The sequence below is a fragment of the Cytobacillus pseudoceanisediminis genome (assembly GCF_023516215.1).
Lineage (GTDB): Bacteria > Bacillota > Bacilli > Bacillales > Cytobacillaceae > Cytobacillus > Cytobacillus pseudoceanisediminis.
In genome coordinates, this window is record NZ_CP097350.1 from 18,003 (window position 1) to 38,083 (window position 20,081).

The 20,081-nt window shown below is 36.3% G+C and carries 20 protein-coding genes; 17 read left to right on the forward strand and 3 right to left on the reverse strand.

The window, feature by feature from the left end; all coding sequences use genetic code 11:
- The first annotated feature begins 33 nt into the window (after positions 1 to 33).
- The 17 genes from M5V91_RS28485 to M5V91_RS28565 all read left to right on the forward strand — a co-directional run bounded on the left by M5V91_RS28485 (position 34) and on the right by M5V91_RS28565 (position 18,106).
- Positions 34 to 1,677, forward strand: coding sequence for a TraM recognition domain-containing protein (locus M5V91_RS28485; RefSeq protein WP_284522360.1), 1,644 nt, complete (start codon positions 34 to 36; stop codon positions 1,675 to 1,677).
- A 205-nt stretch (positions 1,678 to 1,882) separates the two neighbouring features.
- Positions 1,883 to 2,788 carry a S1 RNA-binding domain-containing protein gene (locus M5V91_RS28490; RefSeq protein WP_009336099.1) on the forward strand — a complete coding sequence of 302 codons (906 nt, stop codon included), beginning with the start codon at positions 1,883 to 1,885 and terminating at the stop codon, positions 2,786 to 2,788.
- Positions 2,788 to 3,393, forward strand: coding sequence for a hypothetical protein (locus tag M5V91_RS28495; RefSeq protein ID WP_284522361.1), 606 nt, complete (start codon positions 2,788 to 2,790; stop codon positions 3,391 to 3,393). The genes M5V91_RS28490 and M5V91_RS28495 overlap by 1 nt, the downstream gene beginning before the upstream one ends.
- 339 nt (positions 3,394 to 3,732) lie before the next feature.
- Positions 3,733 to 4,338, forward strand: coding sequence for an HD-GYP domain-containing protein (locus M5V91_RS28500; RefSeq protein ID WP_284522362.1), 606 nt, complete (start codon positions 3,733 to 3,735; stop codon positions 4,336 to 4,338).
- Between the two features lie 239 nt (positions 4,339 to 4,577).
- The gene (locus tag M5V91_RS28505) at positions 4,578 to 6,104 is read left to right on the forward strand and encodes a hypothetical protein (protein WP_284522363.1); all 1,527 of its coding nucleotides are present in this window, start codon (positions 4,578 to 4,580) and stop codon (positions 6,102 to 6,104) included.
- On the forward strand, positions 6,101 to 6,865 hold the full coding sequence (locus M5V91_RS28510; RefSeq protein ID WP_019379626.1) for a hypothetical protein: 765 nt from the start codon (positions 6,101 to 6,103) through the stop codon (positions 6,863 to 6,865). The genes M5V91_RS28505 and M5V91_RS28510 overlap by 4 nt, the downstream gene beginning before the upstream one ends.
- A 16-nt stretch (positions 6,866 to 6,881) precedes the next feature.
- The gene (locus M5V91_RS28515; RefSeq protein WP_284522364.1) at positions 6,882 to 8,039 is read left to right on the forward strand and encodes a P-loop NTPase family protein; all 1,158 of its coding nucleotides are present in this window, start codon (positions 6,882 to 6,884) and stop codon (positions 8,037 to 8,039) included.
- 102 nt (positions 8,040 to 8,141) lie between these two features.
- Complete coding sequence (locus tag M5V91_RS28520; protein WP_284522365.1) at positions 8,142 to 9,578, forward strand: ATPase, T2SS/T4P/T4SS family; 1,437 nt, start codon at positions 8,142 to 8,144, stop codon at positions 9,576 to 9,578.
- Positions 9,571 to 10,554, forward strand: a complete 984-nt coding sequence (locus M5V91_RS28525) for a hypothetical protein (protein ID WP_019379623.1) — start codon at positions 9,571 to 9,573, stop codon at positions 10,552 to 10,554. Before M5V91_RS28520 ends, M5V91_RS28525 begins: the two co-directional genes overlap by 8 nt.
- A gap of 15 nt (positions 10,555 to 10,569) precedes the next feature.
- The gene (locus M5V91_RS28530) at positions 10,570 to 11,484 is read left to right on the forward strand and encodes a hypothetical protein (protein ID WP_019379622.1); all 915 of its coding nucleotides are present in this window, start codon (positions 10,570 to 10,572) and stop codon (positions 11,482 to 11,484) included.
- A 26-nt stretch (positions 11,485 to 11,510) separates the two neighbouring features.
- A complete protein-coding gene (locus tag M5V91_RS28535; RefSeq protein WP_157380284.1) occupies positions 11,511 to 11,654 on the forward strand; it encodes a hypothetical protein in 144 nt (47 codons plus the stop codon).
- An 11-nt stretch (positions 11,655 to 11,665) separates the two neighbouring features.
- A complete protein-coding gene (locus M5V91_RS28540) occupies positions 11,666 to 11,818 on the forward strand; it encodes a hypothetical protein (RefSeq protein ID WP_019379620.1) in 153 nt (50 codons plus the stop codon).
- 27 nt (positions 11,819 to 11,845) lie between these two features.
- On the forward strand, positions 11,846 to 12,007 hold the full coding sequence (locus M5V91_RS28545; RefSeq protein WP_009336089.1) for a hypothetical protein: 162 nt from the start codon (positions 11,846 to 11,848) through the stop codon (positions 12,005 to 12,007).
- Between the two features lie 55 nt (positions 12,008 to 12,062).
- A complete protein-coding gene (locus tag M5V91_RS28550; protein WP_019379619.1) occupies positions 12,063 to 12,440 on the forward strand; it encodes a hypothetical protein in 378 nt (125 codons plus the stop codon).
- Between the two features lie 11 nt (positions 12,441 to 12,451).
- Entirely contained in the window at positions 12,452 to 12,685 is a 234-nt protein-coding gene (locus tag M5V91_RS28555) for a hypothetical protein (RefSeq protein ID WP_284522366.1), read from the forward strand.
- A 622-nt stretch (positions 12,686 to 13,307) separates the two neighbouring features.
- Positions 13,308 to 14,342 carry a hypothetical protein gene (locus tag M5V91_RS28560; protein WP_019379618.1) on the forward strand — a complete coding sequence of 345 codons (1,035 nt, stop codon included), beginning with the start codon at positions 13,308 to 13,310 and terminating at the stop codon, positions 14,340 to 14,342.
- Positions 14,343 to 14,344: 2 nt separating this feature from the next.
- On the forward strand, positions 14,345 to 18,106 hold the full coding sequence (locus M5V91_RS28565; protein WP_019379617.1) for an Ig-like domain-containing protein: 3,762 nt from the start codon (positions 14,345 to 14,347) through the stop codon (positions 18,104 to 18,106).
- A gap of 51 nt (positions 18,107 to 18,157) precedes the next feature.
- Here the strand turns inward: M5V91_RS28565 and M5V91_RS28570 are convergent, their stop codons facing one another.
- From M5V91_RS28570 to M5V91_RS28580, 3 genes are read right to left on the reverse strand one after another with little or no spacing between them, the layout of a single operon-like run.
- Entirely contained in the window at positions 18,158 to 18,349 is a 192-nt protein-coding gene (locus M5V91_RS28570; RefSeq protein ID WP_019379616.1) for a hypothetical protein, read from the reverse strand.
- A gap of 12 nt (positions 18,350 to 18,361) precedes the next feature.
- Positions 18,362 to 19,249: a tetratricopeptide repeat protein gene (locus M5V91_RS28575; RefSeq protein WP_284522367.1), complete on the reverse strand. Its 888-nt coding sequence runs from the start codon at positions 19,247 to 19,249 to the stop codon at positions 18,362 to 18,364.
- Positions 19,246 to 19,629: a helix-turn-helix domain-containing protein gene (locus M5V91_RS28580; RefSeq protein ID WP_284522368.1), complete on the reverse strand. Its 384-nt coding sequence runs from the start codon at positions 19,627 to 19,629 to the stop codon at positions 19,246 to 19,248. The genes M5V91_RS28575 and M5V91_RS28580 overlap by 4 nt, the downstream gene beginning before the upstream one ends.
- Positions 19,630 to 20,081 lie beyond the last annotated feature (452 nt).

The window sequence follows — 20,081 nt, forward strand, 5'->3', positions numbered from 1 at the left end:
CTGCATGAGCCTGAACAAGAAGTTACTTTCGACATGTTGTTAAAAATGTACGATAATCCTAACCTTGTTCGTGTAATGCATGAGAAACTTAAAAAGACCTTCCCAGAAAATGTGGACCTGATGGAAGATCGTGATGAGCGGAATCATTGGGCTATCGTAAAACAGATAGATGAATGGTTTGACACAAACCTTCTTCCGAAAACAGAAAGAGCAGGTCAAGGAAACGTACCAAAACTTGTCCAAGAAGGGGAGTTTCGTGGGCAGCAAGAATATTACGATGCTAAAGCGGAGTATGTACAGGGTTTAAGAAACATTCTTAACGACATAGGGGCAAGCCCGTTAATACGAAGAGTATTATTTGGGAAATCTGACTTTTCATTTGACCGCCATCTAGAATCAGGCGGTGTTTTACTAGTGAACTCGGCCAAGGGAGAACTCGGCGGTCTATCCAACGTATTAGGTAAACTCGTATTGTTGAGTCTTCAGAATGCAGTTTTCAGAAGGAAACCTAATATATCAAACTTTCATCATATTTTAGTAGATGAATTTCCAGATTACATTTATCAACCATTCAAAGAGTTTCCAGCTCAGTCACGTAAATATAAAGTTATTGTTACCGTTGTAGCACAAACTGTTACCCAGCTAGCGGATAAGTATGGAGAAACCTATATGCATACTTTGCTAGGTACCTTACGACACAAAATGGTTTACGGGGATATTCCTGATTTTGATGCTCAACTTTTCTCAAAAATATTCGGGGAGGTTGAAAGATTTGAAGAAGGAGTAAATGAACAAGCAGTCAGCCCGCTGCAAGAAAAGCCTATGTTACGGGTTGGGAATTCCTATCAGAAGAAAAAGGAGGCTATCCTATCTCCAAGCGATATCATTTTCCAGAATCCATTCCAATGTGCAGTTAAAATTGTTGCTAATAATAAGCCGGTGCCGGTTATGCAAATTGATGCAAACTTTGTTCCAAAGGAAGAATTTAATGAGGCCGTGATCCAGGTAAATGAAGAAGCTGCTAAAACATGGCTAGAGTCTAGAAAGGGCATAGTTTTGTTAACCGAGAATCAAACTCTCGAAGAATTTGAAGTGTTAGATGAAGAAGAGGTTATTAAAGAATTAGAGAAATCGGACATTGAGCAGGCAGCACCACTTCTACTAAATCCCGGTAATGATCATCCTATTACACTACCAATTTTTAATAAAAAAGACTCGGACCCAGAGGCTGAAATACCAGCTGGAGTTTCAAGTGACAATTTAGTAGCTGTTCCGGAAGATTTAAAAAAGAATACTGACGCAATAGAGCCGATTGTTCCTTTAAGTCCCGCTAATTCAGAAGATATCAAAACAGAACCACCTTCTAATAGTGTTATTCTAAGTAGCCATGATGGTGAACCCACTGTCAATGTTTTGTCCAAAGAAATGCCACAGGGTTTACCAAAGGAGCGCATAAACATAACTCATGAGTCAGACAGTAATATATCAAATAAAGAGGTGCAGCGACCAGTACTGTCTCAATTAGGAGAAAAGCAGGAACAGCTTCAAAACGAATTACTAAAAGAGTTAAGTGAAATACCCGCAAAGTCAGAGGTTGCTGTAGCTTCTGAAACAGGCAAAGAAGCAAAGAACAATTCTAAAAAGGCTGAAATTCTATTCAGTGTATTCGAGGAATAAAGTAGTAATATAGTTAATTATAGTAAATTAATTATTGCCAAATCTATAACGCTTAGTATAAACTTTTGGTAAGGTAGCAAGAGCGAAAATTAAATTACTTTAAAATGGGAGTCCCCCAAGAACCAGAGTAGTACTACACTACTCTCGTTTTTGGGGGGCTTTTTTTGTTTGCTTACCTGCCTTTTTAAAATCAGGAGGGATACAAATGGAAGAACTCACAACAAAATCTTGGAAATCTGAAGAGCAGCTAGATGATCTTGCAAGATATAAAAGAAATAAAGAGATTGTTAAAGGGGTTGTTACCTCTGTAGGAGTAATTAAAGCAAGGGTCCTGGACGCTGACTCTCAAGAGTATGTAAATAAAGAGACTGAAATTGCTTATCTAATGCTTGAAAACGGGGTAACAGCTTATTGCCCGGCACATGAATTCTCATCACATGAGTTCCGCAGCCTAAATGGATTTGCAGGTACGATGCAGGAGTTCCTCATCGACCATCTGGATTTAGAACAAGAAATTTTACTTGTCAGCATAAAAAAGGCAGATGAAATTAAACGGGCAAAATTTTTAAGCCAGCTTGAGGTTTTAGAAGAAACTGATCAATTGCATGAATTTGTGTTTGATGGAACGATAACTGGTTTTGATAGAAGAACTAGAAGAATTTTCGTTCGTGTAAATGGTGTTGATTGCACTATGTACCCAGACGATTACAGCTGGGAGCGGGGAAGACGTATTGAAGAACAAATTCACCGCGGAGAAAATATCAAAGTAAAGATTATCAGATTTAACAAAGAGCGCAATACCATACGTGTCAGCCGTCGTCATACAATGGAAGATCCGTATGAAAAACTAGAATCGTTACAATCCAGAAATGCAATCGCTGGTAAAGTTTCAGGTGTAGATGCTGTTCACGGCATCTTCATTCAACTGGATGTTGGATTAGAAGTAAAAGGCGTTAAACCAAATTATCTGGAGGAGCCAGTGGTCGGAGATGTGGTAAGCTGCGCCATTCGAAGCATCGATAAAGAAAATCGGAGAGCCAAAGTTGTCATTACTGGATATCCAAGGGGTAAAAAGAAACGCAGGGACGTTGGAGCGTTCTTGTTTGAATAATGGAAGCTCTTAATCAAGACCAGCCTAACCCAGGAGTAACACAGGAGTATCCATTACTCACAACAAAGAAAGGTGAAGTGCCTTTATGGGATCACCCCTTCCTTAAAGGCACTAAGGTCTTGCCGAAGAAATACTACCCTTACACTAATTTAGAAAGTGTTGTAGAACATTTTACTAGGGGTAGGTTAGACGAGAAGGATTTCACACTCTTAAAGGTTCTTGGTGATGCCATTTGTGCAAACGAAAACCAATTACGAAGGTATCTATTGCCTATTATGAGTTCTTCTCAAACATCTTTAAGACTAGACCGCTTGCGCCGAAATGGGTTTGTTGAACGCTGGAAAATACGAATTCACGGAGAAGAGGATATAGTAAAACCACCCGCTCCCTTTACTTTGGGAATGGCGGGATTTAAGCTTTTAAAGCACTATTATAATTCTGATTTCTTTATGGACTCGAATCGTTGGGATTCCTTAGGTGTTGGCGGAATCAAACGATATGTATCCATGAATGAACTTCGCTGTTTAATGGCGGAAATGAACATCTTAAAAAATGGAAGTGGAATCCGATCATTGCCACTAACCATCAAAATAACCGACCATTAGGAGCGGCAATCATAGAGTTTCCCCAGGGTCAAATGAATTTCCTTATTGATCGAGTTCAAGGGACTCAAAACTATATTGGGTATTTCAAGGAAAGACTATTCAATTGGAAAAACATTTATGAACACTATGGAAGAATTCCAGTAAGTGAGTTTCCTGATAATACTTCCTATATCATAATATTTGCTTCCACCCTTAGCATTGCGAATCATATACATCAAGAACTAATGCTGGATACCTTCCCATTTAATATATGGGTATGTGTCGAAGAGGATGTTCTTGAAAGTGGATTTAATACTTCTTTTTACATTCCGAACAAGCAAGACCTAAAACGAATTAGACTTGATTTTTAAGGAGGAGGAGAAAATTAACGAGGAGCTTTTAGAAGAAACTCACACTCTTGTTACAGCCTTATTTCATCACTGTCTCGATACGTATATGCACTCATTCAGGGTAGGGGATGAATTATATGCTTTCTCCAACTTCTTAGGATTTAGTAATGCTCAAGACATTTTTGTGCTGGGGCTTCTTCATGACATTGGTAAGCTTAAAGTCCCTTACTCCTTGCTGAATAAAACTACACCTTTGACTAAAAGTGAATTTGCAGAGATCAAGAACCATGCCGACTACGGTAAAAAAATACTTTATAAGCTTGATGCCTTTCCTCCAGATTATGCAATGTGTATTAAATATCATCATGAAAACTTTGATGGCAGCGGGTATTTTGGAATTGCGGGCAAAGAGATTCCACTTCTTGCTCGGATGATAAGAGTCATAGACAGTTACGATACTATGCTGAATGGCAGAATTTATCAGCATACCAAATGTCACGATGTAGTAGTTGACGAATTGTTATCTAATAAGGGGATACTATACGATCCAGATATAGTTGATCGATTTATACAATTTCTTTCTAAGCGATTTACACTGCAAGCTGCTCGAATATAATGGTTGAATTTAGCAAATCGGAGTGATACAATGGGACTACAACAACGCAGTTGCTTTATAGCCTTGAAGCAACAGCCTTTCTTAAAGTTTTTTAGTGTGGGCCTTCTAAGAGATTAGGAGGCCTGAAAAAAACTATAATAAAACGGGAAAAACCCGAAACCTAATTTCCAATCAATACTACATGGTATTGTTGGTGATTACGTTTCGGGTTTTTTGTTTTTTCCAGGAGTGATTTTTAAATGCCTAGAAAAGTGCTTATCGCTGTGGGGGATAAATCCTATACAGACATACTGATTAATACGTTTCAGCAACATACAGAGGATTTCACCTTATCCTCCCAAGAAGTGCTGCATAGACGTTTCCTTCAAGAAATTGTTGAAATTGAAACCCCAGAAATCTTAATCATACACGATTATTACCTTGAAAGTGATTATAACCGACAGGAATTGAAAGACAAAGAGCTCATATCATTCCTCAAAGATATGCGTATCCAGTTTGAAGACTCTTTACGTATCGTTTATTTATGCGAAAGGCCAAAAGGTGATCCTATCCTTTCAACAATAGTCAGTTTAGGGATTATGGATATTTTCAATACAAATTCATTTGATTTGAGTGTTTTTGTTGAACAGCTAAAAGCCAAACCACAATTCTCTAAAGTTGCTAAGTTCCTTTCATCAAATATTTTTTCAGATACCTCCAAAGTCAATGAAGTTGACCACCAAACCAATGAAGAAGAAATAAACGAAAATGAAAGTGAAGCTGATGAAAACCGCAACCCAGAAAAACAAAATCAAGTTGTCCAAAAGGTAATAGAAAAGAAAGTCGTTCAAAAAGTCGTTAACAAAACCACTATAAAGAGGGACTACACTTTTCATGTACATAACCATACTGAAAAGATTGTAGGTATTCCCGTAAAGAAGAAGTTAGTGATGATTGGTAGTCCGATTGAACGAAGTGGCAGCACATTCATCTCACATCTTTTGGCAAGGTGTTTAGCGAAAATGGGCGTTTCCACTACCTATGTAGAGTCTCCATTCTCAAAATCATATACCTATGATCGATTTTTCGGACATTTATATTCGGATGAGTACAAAAGTAAATTCTATCAATTCAGCAAGTACATAGATCCAAAGATTAAAAGCATATATGACTGGAGCAAATCAGAAGTAGATATTATTTGCAAACACCCTACTAAGGAACCGCTTTATCAGGAGGAGGACGTTACATTTGATGCACTTATCAAAGTACTGTTTTCTTCTAACTCGACAGTAACCATAATGGATGTTGGTACTGACTGGCAATACGAACTCTATCAAGATGTATTTGACATTGCTGATCATGCTTACTTCATTCTTGAACCTGATATTCCTTTTATCCAGCATTTTGAGGAATCAAGTGAAAAATCAATTGAGTTTCTACAAAAGCAGCTTCAGTCTGATAAATCTTCATTGGTAGGAAATCGATTTGATAAAGCTCTAATGAAAAACGAATTGCTTAAGGATCTTTACCTGGAGAAAATGATAACCCATTTACCTTCTATTCCAGTAACAGATGTGTTTCAAGCACAGTTCCAGGGATTATTCTTGAATGATACAAAAGATTACGAAAAACAATTGGAATCAAGTTTGCGGCCGCTTTTGGAAGATATCCTTCCTGGTGATTTTCTTAAGAAACAAAAGAAAGCTACTGGAGTATTTAAGGGGCTCTTTAATAAGAAGATTAGTGTTGAAAAAGCGGAATCCAAAGGAGAGGAGACAACTGTATGAAGCCGGGAGTCAAAATAGCTTTAGGAATATTCACTTCCGTGGCTACTGCAGGATTTATCTTTGTATACGATTTTTATATAAAAGATCGTATTGATTCAGCAGAAGTAGTCGTTGTGAAAGCTGGGGAAGAAATTCTTAAGTCTGAAAGTATAACCAAAAATAAGTTAGCTATAGAAAGAAGGCCAAAAGAGGCACTAATTGACGATGTGGTACTTGCACAAGATATGGACCAAATAGTGGGGCAGGACTCATCCGTCAATATCGTAGGAAACTCAATGATATCAACTAAAATGATTGATTTTGAACAATTGATTCCCGATGAAACCGAAGGAGAAGCTATTCGCCCTATTACAAAGGAAATGATTTATGCTCAACCAGGTTCATTGCGAAGGAAAGACTCTATTGATATATATCTTGTCAATCAGGATGGAACAACGAATCTTATTACCAACGGTGCTCCCGAAGTTACCTCTGAAACAAAGGAAGAAACAGATTCAAAAGAGGCAGAGTCTAAAGAAAAAGTTGAAATCAATACTTCAGTCAACACTAAGCCATTCCTTAAAGATGTAAGAGTGGTGTACGTAAAGGATTCCGGCAATAAAGAAGTCGTATCTGCTGCTGAAGGTAACAAAGGCGATAAACGCTTAGATGCTACCTCTACCATCAGTGATCTGGAAGTGATATTAAATGAAGAGGACTTTACAAAATTAATGGGTGAGGTACTTGGTAAGGGAGCCCGCTTATATATTACTTACCATTAAAGGAGAGTATTATCCCATGAATTTATTAGTGATATCAAAAAACTCTATCTATAAAGAACAGTTTGAAAAACATGAGGAAATCACGACAGTACTTATAATGGACGAAGCAACAAAAACAAATGTTGAAATCAATGCCATTTTATTAGATGGTGAGAGTTTTGATTTAGATAGTTTACAACAAGTTAGAGATCTTTTTCCGGAGAGTTTAGTCTTTTATAAACCACTTGGAGTAAACAGCGATATTATCATGCGAAATATTACCCGCTTATGTGCTGCCTATAAGGTCAAGGTCTTAAGCGAATATTCAACAGTGGATCAAGTTGTAGATGAAATTATTAATCAGATTACAAACAAAGATGATTACCTTTCAAAAAGACTTGTCAGTTTTTTCGGTACCCATAGCGGGGCGGGTGTTTCAACTACCACCCTAAATCTTGCCCGGTCACTCTCGAATAAGATAGAAGAGAAAGTCCTGGTCCTAAGTTTAAACAGTTGGGATCCATCTGATTATTTTTATCACTATAACGGACATTATTTAAATGACTTAAAAGTTGACCTGAAGACCCAAAACTTAACACCAGCAAGGCTTTCAGAAGCGGTTTCACATCAAAATGGGTTTTATCACCTTGCAGGAAACCGGGATATTAAGATGCAACGGTTTTACCAACCAAATGAAATTGAACATCTTATTAAAGTCGCTCAGCAACTATTCGATGTGATTTTAATCGATGCCGGTACTCATTTTGATACCGCTCCAACGGTTCAATCCTATATATCTAGCAATTTACGCTTTTTGGTAACAAACCAAGAAGAAAAAGGTTATAGAGGTTACTTCCCTTACGTTTTCCAACAACTTATTGAGCCTACAGGTGGTGCGTCAGACGATTTTATGTTGATTATTAATCGTTTTCAACCGGCCAACACGCTAATTAATGAAAAGGCATTAGAAGAAGAGCTCGGAATGACCAAGGTAGCCACACTGCCTGATATGGGGGACCTAGGAGCGATGGCCGCATATCAAAAGAGGCTCCTATATGATGTATCGGATTCTTATTATACAAAAAACTTAGACCTGCTATCGAATTTAATTATTTCTGAATGTAGGCTAAACGAAAAAGAGCAGCTTATAGAAGAACGGAATGAGAAAAAGAGATTCTTTTCTTTCTTGAAATAGGAGGTGGTTATCGTTGAAGCAAATTGAAATGGAATTGGGAGTCGAAAAAGAATTTAGTTCTTCTGATTGGTTGGCAGAGACCGTTCAAAAAAAGGGTTAAAAGTGAATTACATTACAACCTTTGCGAGAAAGAGGTCCTTTAAGGATATCTGCCAAAAGGTCCGGGAGCAACTTAATGACATTATTGTAGATGGATCCGTTTCAGAATCTAACAGAGAAAAAGGAAAAGACCTCGATGAAGTACACTACAATGAAAATATTTGGTTGGAACGGCAGCATAAAGCAGTAATTGGTGATGCACAAGCAATGTCTTACTTTATTACGAAGATCAATGAGGTTTTACAAACAGAGAATATCACCACTAATGAGTATCCTCGCTTTTATGATTCCCTTGCTGAAGCTATCTTTCATGAAGTATGGGGAGTCAGTATCCTTCACAAATGGGACAAGCTTCCGAATAGTGAAGCGGCCGTCATACGTGGAAAAGAACTTTGGCTTGATATTGATGGTCAATTTAAAAAACAAATAGAGGAATTTGAAAATGTAGAGGCTGTTGAACGAATAAAAAGGGCTTTTACTATGAGGGTCAAAGATGCGGTTATTAATGAACAAACACCGGAACTTGAAATAGAAAGAGAAGACGGAAGCCGTATCACTATGATCCAAAAACCAAGAGGGAAAGAAAATTACATCATGTTCCGCCGCTTTGTTGTAAAAAATATGAGCCTTGAGGAACAAGCTAATTTAGGAACTATTCTTGTTGATGATATTCCCTTGTTTCGTGCATTATCCAGGGTAATGGCTAACACCATTTTTGCCGGCCGTGTCCGGTCCGCTAAGTCGACTTTTATGAAATCTATGTTGAGAGAACGGGATTCCAGCTATGTTGCTGCTGTTATGGAGAAGCACTTTGAGTTGGATTTATCCAAACAATTTAAAGACCGGCTTATCTTTGAAATACAAGCCAAAGAAGGCGATCTCCATCATGCTGTCCCAAGACTGCTAAGAATGGAGCACGACTATATCATAGTTGGAGAAATACGAAGTCTTGAAACTGAAGGCTATCTCCAAGCTTGTGAACGTGGGGAAAGGGGAGCATTTTCAACCTATCACCTTACATCTGTAGAAAATGTGGCACCGCAGATTACCCGACATATCTTAGACGAGTTTCCTAATCGGAACTTTGAAAATGAATTGGAACGAGTAGCGCGTAATATTGACATTATTGTAACCATGAGCGCGGATCGAGATAGGAGAAGAAAGCGAGTTATTGGAGTCACCGAAATCATATGGGATGAAGATAAAAGGGCTCACCGAACACAAGATTTAGTCAGGTACAGTCCAGTAACAGATAAATATTACTATTCTTCTAATATCACAAAAGATTTATTAACTCTTATGGCAGCTGAAAGTCTAAAAGATACAAAAATTCTCATTAAGCATTTAAAAGATAAAGAAAGACAATCACCAATGAAGGATTACTTAAAAATAAAGGATCAAATTATCGATACCCTTTTGGGAGAGAATCTAGATGGATAGCATCTTACACTGGGTATGGCAAATTGGCGTAAATTACTTTCTATATGCAATTCTTCTCTGCCTGTCATTATGGACTGCTAAAACAATTATGCTGTCATCAATAAAAACGAAGGTAAATGAGTGGAATTACAAATATAGGATCCGGAAGGTCAAAACGAAAGCTGTTTTGTCTAGGAGTCACGAATACAAAAATCCCCTATTAAAGCATCTTAACCTATTAATAAAAACGACTAGTGAAGAAAGGAATGAAAACAGTGTAGAAATTTTCCTTATTCTTTCAATACTGTTAGGGGTCTTATCAGGAGTTTTTATCCTATTCGTTTTTGGAGATATTTTTGTATCTGTGACGTTTGGCTTTCTATTACTTTTAATCCCTTATTTATTCTTAAGGTTAAAACTTAATAAGATACGTTATCTCATGAGTTTGGAATTTCTGAACATAGTTCAAAAGCTTACTCAAAATTACAATGCAATGCATAACGATATGTATCATGCTTTATCTGAAACTCAAAAAGATATCAGGAGTCCAGAATTAAGGAAAGTAATCGTTAAGTTAATTTCTGATCTCCAGGTCTCAAGGAATGAGTATGAACTCCGTGAAAGTGTTCAGGTATTTACTTATACAGCAGGGACAAACTGGTCCAAACGTCTAGGAAGTATTATCTTAAAGGCTTACCTCTATAACGAAAAGGTTCTTAATGCCTTAATGGTATTAACAAAGCAGATGGAAGAAACGGAAGAAATGTTAGAAGAAGAAAAATCTCAAACAATGGATTCTGTATACAACGGATATTTAACCATTCCGGTTTTTATTGGGTCGCTTATCCTTGGATACTATTCTTCTGGTGCTCAGGATTGGTGGAAACTGCAGTTTGGTAGCCAATGGACCATCCTATTATTTTCAGTTTGTTTATTAGGCGTTGTTTTCTCAATTATTATTTCGGCATTCCTGAAAAGGCCCAAAAATGACTTATAAGAGGAGTGTAACCCCTTGGCTGAGACTATTTTCTTTAAATATCTTCCATATGTAATGTATACACTCTCTCTTCTTTTATCATGTTTAGCCGGTGTGTTGGTTTATACAGGATTAAGTTCACAAGCAGAAAGAGTACAAACCCGAATCCGTTTCAGAAATAGCTTAATAAAGAATAAAGAGAAGCTTGTTTCTAGTTCAAAAGAAACTAAAGCAGAGGAATGGCTAAAGCTTGCTCAGTATCCTTTGGGCATTACTGGTTTAAAATACTATCTTGTTACTTTTGGGTTCATCCTTTTCCTAACTATATACTACGTAATTCTTCCGATTCTCATTAATGGAGGAGCACAGAAATTAACAATGGTAGCAGCTGTTATTATTTTATTACTTGCTCTTCTGGCTGTACCAAGCAACCCGTATTCTTTGTTTGTTTATTTGATGAAGAGAGTGATCGAATACCACCAAGCCAAAAAGCACGCGGAAGTTTTTATGTTATATGACTTACTGATTAATGAGATTGAAATGATGAACATCAGTAGGATCAATACCTATAATATATTGCGAAATATTAAACCCTACTTCGTTGTTTTGGACAAGCCACTCACAAAACTTCTAACTTCCTGGAGTAACGATGAAGGACCAAAAGCGGCTTTAGAGCAGTTTGAAAAAGAGCTTAATTCAAAAGAATCCCAGGCGCTAATAGGTGTTATAAAAAGTTTAGATGACTTAGACAGAAAAACCGCTTTGGGACATTTACGCGGAATGCATAATATGTTTGTTCGTTCGCAAATTGAAAATTATAGAAGGAAGAGAAAAATCACTACTGATTTATTAGGAATTCCTATTAAGATAACTCATTTTTTGATAATCCTGAACTTCCTTGTGGTCATCGTAACAATGGTATCAGTTATATTGAAATCTTCCAGAATGTAATAATTCTACATTCCTTTAAGGAGGTGATGTCGATAAATACTTCACTAAGCACATTTATGAAAATTGCCATCACTGCAGTTGTAATCAGTGCCTTTATTTTTGGAGCTATGTTTACAGATATGGGCAGCATTTCAGATTCCATTGCTGATTACATAACAAATAGTGGATAGGGTGAAAACGTGTGAATAAATCATTAGCCACTTTTATGTTAATGGCATCTATCGTCATAATTATCACTGGACTTCTCTTTGGAGTTGCCTATGATTCTTTAAAGCAAAAAAATAATCATCATGAACAAATGTTAAATACTGAGCACCAAATAAAATTTAAATAAATTATTTATTATTGGAGGAATTTAACCATGAATCAAACATTATCTACATTCTTAAAAATTGCAGTAACAGTAGTATCGATTAGCGCATTTCTATTCTTTATTGGATACAACATGATCAGCTCAGAATCTACAGAATATCAAACTGAAATTACTGGTATTAGTAACAACCTGCCATCTGATGGTAATTAATTTTTAAATGAGGGGGAGGCATCATAGCTTCCCCCTTACTAAGGAGGATTCTTAAATGTCAAAGACATTAGGAGAATGGATGACCCTTTTTATTGTCATAAATATTATGTTTGCTCCGATTCTGGCTTATCTTGATAGTCTACATAGAGAAGCTGTAGAAGTAGTTCTCACCGAGGGAGCAAAGAAAGCATCGATAGAAGGCAGATTCACTCCCGCTATTATTGATGAGATGAAAGACACTTTAGTAGATAGGTATAACTTTGATGAATCAAAAATTAAGGTAACAGCCACACAATCATTAACACCCCGTAACCAATATATAGAAGCAAGTATTGAAGCCCCAAGAAGTTTCATTTTTATTCTAGATATTTTTAATCAAGGTCCAGGTACTTTTAAAAAGGAAACCAAAATCTTAAGCGAATATATTAATTAGGAGTTATTTGTATGGCTACTACCCTTAGAACCATTCTATTTATTCTCTTATTCGCATTTATAACGCAAATTCAATTTAATCTTGATGCTGATAAAACAGCTACAAGGCAATTAAAAAATGCTTTGGAGTTAGCTGTTCACGACGCTGCCTTAGCTGTTAATCCTGAACAGTTGGGAAATGGACGAATTGTTTTTGATCAGGATAAGGCCATAGATAAGCTTAAAGCCAGCTTAGAAAAAATTTAGATATTAAAAGTGGTTCTGGGTTTGTGTATACACCAAATCAAAATTCATTTTATAAGAATGATATTTTTCTTTTGCATCTTGAATTTATAGATGATAGTTATCCAAGAACCTATCCATTTACATACGTTAATGACCAATTTAAGATTATGGAAACTGTTGATGGTCCTAGTGTCATAGCAGTTATTAGTACTGAAAGCCCCCGTTGGTTTGTCGGAGACTCGAGCTTTATTAGGCAGGCAGCGGTTTATGAATATAAAAAATAAATAAACGACTCATATTTAATTGACCCATAATACCTAACTGTATTATGATTAAATTAATATATGGCTAACGGGAAAAACCCGAATGAATGATTGAACTTATTCAATCGTTTGTTCGGGTTTTTTTGTATTCATATTTAACCAATGTTTGAAAAGTCTTCCAAAATTTAATATAATAGTCTCAGATGTTAGCTTTTACTATTTTATTGCATCTCCTACTTTGGAGTTAGCGGATTCACAAAAAGAGCGGTTCTTTGGGACTTAAGAGTTACAAGGCTTATAGTACTTATTTACTATTGCCTAAAAACCTCTACCAAGGAGCCGTTTTTGTTTTGTGAAAAAAAATATAGGGGGAAGAACACATGTTGAGACAAAAGAATGCAACAAAAATCGAGGAAAATTCTAGAGAAAGAAGGGGAAGACGAATGAGGAAATTTATGAAGGCAACGTTAGCAACACTATTAGCTGCAAATATAGGAGGGATCTTTCAAAGTAATTCCGTAGAAGCAAGTTCAAAGGCCAGCTGCAGTATGACAATTCAATCGGATATTCATACAGAAAACAACTGGGCAAATGCAACCGGTCCCTGCAATGGGTTGGTTAACGGCTTTTATTCTGCAAGCGCTAATAACTTTCATGTTGTTGGCCACGTTACTACTGAAGTAACAAGAAGCGGTCAAAAGTTCACAATATCTATCTTCGAGGAGCCTTTTCAAGCGGAACTAACTGTAACAACTATCTTGAAGGCGAAACCGAAACCAGAGCCTAAGCCCGAGCCAAAACCAGAACCTAAACCAGAACCGAAGCCTCAGCCTAAGCCTGAGCCGAAACCACAACCAAAGCCAGAACCGAAACCTCAGCCTAAACCTGAGCCTAAGCCACAGCCTAAGCCAGAGTCAAAACCGACAACGAAGCCGGTGTCTAAACCTACAGAAACTCAAAGTCAAACAAATAAGACATCAACTTCATCTAATAGTAGCGGTGGAAGCAGTAAAAACACTTCAACAAATACCACAACAACATCAAAGGCAAAAGGCAATGAGGAAAATTCTAAATCAGTCACTGAAAAACAAGTAAAAGAGGTGGCGAGTGCATCAACTAATGGAGATAAAGAAAGCTCCAATGATGAAGCAGCAAAAGAAAAAGACGATAGCAAATCTGAAGATGAAAAGTCATCTGAAGATACTATAAATCAAGATGAGGATAACGGTGGTGATGGAGAAGAAAAATCAATTCAAACAGAAGAAAAAATTAATAGTCAATCTGCTTTAAAAGATGTTTCTAGTGATAGCAACCAAAATTCTAGTAACAATAAAATTTGGGTTGGCTTTTCCTTATTAATCTTAATGGCGATTGGAGGAGTTATTTGGTTTTTCAAATTTAGAAAGGTGAGATAGATTTGAATCGTATCAAATTCAAATTAATAGCATTTCTATTCTTTTTACTTGTAGGGGGAAGTATTTTCTTCTTCCCCTCTGCAAGTTCCGCTGAATATTCTCCATTTGATGTTCCAAGTACAGTAAGAAGTGGGTGGAATAAAACGCCTGGTGGAAAACATTACAAAGAGAACACCGGGAGAATGCTCATTTACGATGTATATTACAACAAATATATATCTGGCGGACAACGTATCGTTAACAAGAATTTTAACGGCACGGGAACACAACCTTATTTAGAATTTAGAGGCTGGTCAGTAATTTTTGGACATAAACGGCATTTAAGTTCTAATAACGAAACCTACATCGCAGCTCAAAAAGTTGCTGGTAGTGGAGCCGGGGCAATAAAAATATTTAGAGCACAGCAACGAGGATTATACGCTACCGAAGATCTTGAGTACAATAACCAAGGATCTGGTATCTATAACGAATGTTCCGCTTCAACAACGAATACTCCAAACTATGATTGTAATATGCGTTATGAAAGTGTAGGATTTGATGCTTATTTACCTCTTAATGAATTATTCCCTGACGACAGTAAAGATGCTGTTTGGTCCCTCTATCTAATAAAAAAGGTAGACTCTCATATTGTCTATACACCTCTAATAGTTCCTTTTGATTTTTCAAATAGAGATTTTAAATATGGGAGCATTTCTTTATCAAGCGGACAAAACACCAATAAACTGACGATGAATACCGATGAAGTTTTAAGGCGTTCCAAACCACGTGAAGCAGCTGCAAGTGTACGGGATGAGTTAGGGTCTGATCGTTACTTTACAAACAATACGACTTATACTCGTGTTGATTCGGAGGAATCTCAAACAGCTGTATGGTATGGAGTAAGGAGCCCTAAAGATAGCAATAAAACCAAATGGGCTGCCACTTCTTATTGGCGCTTTTCAGGAGATCAGGCCAGAATATCATATATTACTGAAAACGATCCACCTGAACATATTGCCGATAGTATCACTAATCATCGTTTTCAAGATGGCAGTAATCATTGGGTTCAACCTAATGATACGGTGACTGTAATGCTCCGCCAATACGATAAAGAATCAGGAAATAAAAATCAGTTCTTAAGAATGCTTGGAAGTGGGGTTGAGGTTCGAGCACGACATGATTTCTTTGATGCCACTAACCATAACTACCATTGGGTCAAAAGTAATCATTTAGTAATTGAAGCAGCAAAAAGGACTGAAAATACCAAGTATGGAAAAGTCGAATGGAGTGTCACTCCTAAAACACATGGCCATACATATGACGTCCAGTACCATTACACTGATAATGTGGGAAATGCTGTAGGATATGATACTGGCTCAGGAAATACCGGTCTTAAATTAAGTGTTGATGGCGTCGCTCCGACTAATATAACAAACAGTCTTACAGGGGCAAGATATATTAACGGAAATGATTACTGGGTAAGAGAAAATGAATCAGTAACCATTACATTAAGACAGAGGGACCCTCATTCCGGAAACAAATACCAATATCTTAGATTATTAGGAAGTGGGGTTGAGGTTAGATCTCGCCATGATTTCGCCGCTGCTTCAGATTATAACAACCATTGGATTAAAAGTAACCACCTTGTTATCGATGAAGCTAATAGGACCGAAAATACTGATTATGGTACTGTGAAATGGAATGTTACCCCAAAAACACATGGACATAATTACGATATCCAATATCACTATTTTGATAATGTAAACAATGGTAGAGGATACGATACCGGTGAAGGAGACACAGGTATGAATTTACGTGTTGATAGCGTTTCTCCTTCTCATATATCGCATAGCTTAACCGGTGCCAAATACGTTAACAATAATGTTTATTGGGTAAACTCTGATGATAAAGTCACAGTACAATTGAGGCAACATGACGGTGATTCTGGAAATAAGCGACAATATTTACGTTTGGCAGGCAACAATATCGATGTGCGTTCCAGCCACTATTTTAGTGAAAGTACTAATCACCAGAACTCGTTCTTTAAAAGTTCACACGCAGTTATTGAAGCGGCTAACAGACAAGAACAAACAGCTTATGGAAAAGTGAATTGGACAGTGGTACCCAAAACACACGGCCACCTTTATGATATCCAATATTATTATCAAGATAACGTCGACAATATTAGCAATGTTGTAATTGATGAAGCGGCTAAAGGTTATCAATCTACAAATATGAAACTTGGCGTTGATGATGCAGGACCAGTTATTCAATACCGAAATAATGAAGATACATCTGATTTTTCTAGTAGAGATTGGAGCAAGGAGAGCATTAAGGTTCGACTCAAATTTAACGATGCTCATTCTGGTTATAAAAGATCCCGATATGTCTGGACACAATCCTCTAGTACTCCAACTGAATCGCAATGGTCTTCCTGGTCAACCAACTCAAATTATGTAGTAACGAAATCAGGAAAAGGGCAATGGTACCTTCATGTGCAATCTGAAGATAATGTTGGTAACGTGTCCACTACGTATAAAGGAGCTTATAAGTTCAATAACCCTCCAGTAGCTGGGTTTAATACAGATAAAACAACCTATTATCGTGATGGAACCATTAAGGTTACTTCGACTGCCACTGACCCGGATGGAGACCCACTGACTTACCATTATGTGCTTGTAAAAGCAGATGGCACTAAGGTAACCAGTACTTCCATTAATCCTTCTTTTACTGGATTGGATAAGCCTGGTACCTTTACGATTACTCAAACCGTAAAGGATCCTGAAGGGGCAACAGATAGCATTACAAAATCGGTAGAAGTCGTGAATAGACCGCCTACTGCAGGATTCAATACCGATAAAGCAAAATATTTTAACAATGAATCAATTAAAATTACATCTACTGCTTCTGATATTGATGGTGATAAATTAACATACGTTTATGAGTTAACGAAGCCTGATGGCAGTAAAGTTACTTCTTCCGCTGCTAATCCTACGTTTAATGGTTTGCAATTAATTGGTGTTTATACCATAGTACAAACTGTTAAAGATACCTATAACGCTACAGACACCATCACTAAAACAATCGAAGTGGTTAACAGACCTTCAACAATTACGTTGACGTATGACCCAACTGATCCTTATGAAGGAGATACAATTAATGTTTGCGTAAGGGTTCATGATGCAGATGGTCATAAGATGGATGTGAAAATCTATGTTACAGAAGAGGGGACATTTGAAAAGACAGTACTTACTAAAACAAAAGTAGTCTCCGATACCAAACATTGCTACAGCTTTGTTTCCAAACATAAAAAATATACATTCCGTGCAACATCTGATGACGGATATGATGAGACTGAGGTTACAACCTGGGTGAATGTAAAACCTCTTATTATAAAAGGTTACGTCAAACATACCCCAGATTGGCAAAATAAACACCAGTCATTAGGTCACAAAGATAATCAGTTTTATAGCGGAGAAAAATTCTTGTTAGAAGCTGATGTTTCACCATATCCAATCGTATATGTTAAAAGTACACTTAAAGCATCACAAGCCAATTCTGTTTCAATTAACAGAACAGTCACCCTAGGAAAAACTACCTCAATTCTTTATAAAGGAGAGTTGTATGACCCTGCTTTTATAGAATACCCAACAAATATAAAGCCAGGGCCGGCTATCTTTGAATTTGAAGTAAAGTATACAAACGGGGTTATCAAAAAAGATAGTGTACCAATAGAAATTCTTGCAGATTCTTATAAAGCGTTTAAGCTTCATAGAAAGTATTAATCAATAAAGAAACTCCACAGCTACCAAATGTAGCAATGGAGTTTTTTCTTTTTATACATAATTTTTCTTTTCAAGTTTAGGCTTTGGTGTAACAATCAGAGGTGGGAGAATTTCATCGTCCTTAGCAGTTGTAATGTTCTCAGAATTATTTAGAATATCTATAGAGTAATTCGCTCCAGTTGAGCAGCCGCTCATTAGCAATCCGATAGTAATAGAAGAGGTTACAAGCAATTTTTTATTCATGGTGACACTCCTTTATTTGGTTAGGTTTGATTTATTAAGAAATTCTCTTGAATACGCAAAATATTTAGCAGCATTTTTATATTTTCCATTAGCATAATGGTGATCCCCCAGAAACAGACAGTAATTAGATAAGGAAAAATACTTTTTTTCCATTTCCAACGCGGGAATTACTTTAGAGAACAATAATTTCTGTAATTCTTCATATTTATCAAGCAATAATAGATTATAAAAGTTAAATTCTAAATAAAACTGATTTTTTAAGTCAGGGTGTTTAATCAACAATTCAAAGCCTTTTTGAACTAGCTGAAATGCCTCATTATTGTTATTTCTTTTATGTAATTCCTTAACTAAAGAAAGGATAGTTTGAACGTGAACATAAGGGGTCAATTGATCTTCCTTACTTAAAATTTCTTGAAAAAGATCAATTGCTTTATCTATCTCTCCGATGACACCGTACAGAAACCCTAAATTATGCTGGATTGTTAAGGAAATATCTTTGTAATGTATCTGGCCAGCTAAGTCTAAAGCGGTTTTATACTGAGAAATTGCTTCCTCCATATTATTATTCCTTCGATGAGTAATCCCTAATAAAACATGACAGTCCACACATCTCTTTAGAAGATAAAGCTCCTGGTAAATCTCTAGTGCTGATTGACAATATTTTAAACAAATAGCGGTTTTTTTCAATCTTGCGGCAGCGAGCGAGTAAGCATAGTATAGGTCAGCTATTTCTAAATTATTTAACGTAAACATCGTAACTAGGCTCACTGATTTTTCAAAAAAATATAATGATTTCTCTGCCTTTTGGGTGTGGTAGTAATAATAACCTAATGCTTTATAAAAGAAATATCTTAACTCAGATGGAAGCTGGGCTTCTTTTGAAAAAATTGATTGTATCAATTGGGGAGTTCTTTAAACTGCTTTCTTTCCACAAAGTAGAAAATAGAAATAACTTCAAATCTCAAATTTAACGCTTCTGAAAAGTCCTTATTTAAAAGTTCCTTATAAACTTTCTCTGCATTTTGAATGTCCTTATTTAGCAGAAAGTTATAAAATCCTTGAATCTCTCTTTCTCCAAATTCATTGTTAAGAGTGCTATCCTCAATACCTAATTTCTTAATTAATAAATTTTTAATTTCTTCACTCGGGTAAATGACTCCGTTTTCTATCTTAGATAGATATGAAATCGAACAAATTCCCTTTGCTAGTTCATTTTGGTTTATTTTCTTTATTGTTCGTACATATTTAATCTGTTGGCCAAAGGTAAACTTCTCAAGCATTTCCTCCCCCTTCCTATAACAAGTTGTATGTATATTTTACTATCTTTAGTAATATATTGTAAGTTGTGTGTGGGGGAGTTTGTTGATGAACGGGTATGAAATTTACAGATAAAGCATCAATAAAATACAATAGAGTTCAAAAAATTGAACATTTTATTAAAGAATTTCCTATTTTTTTAGTTGTTTCCACTTTTATTGAATAACTATTTGAAATATCTATGAAAATGCAGTAGGTATATTGAATAGGAACTGAAGTTTGATAAAAAAATTATATGGTAAGCATCAGATATGCATAAAGTCCTAAAAAAACGTTACAAGAAAATATTTACTCTAGACAAGGATAAATGTATTATAAATTAGCCATTCTAGTTTAACATTTTATGCATATCACGAACTTGTGTTCGCTATTAAGAAAAGGAATTTTTTAGTATACTTTATTAAACAAAAGTATC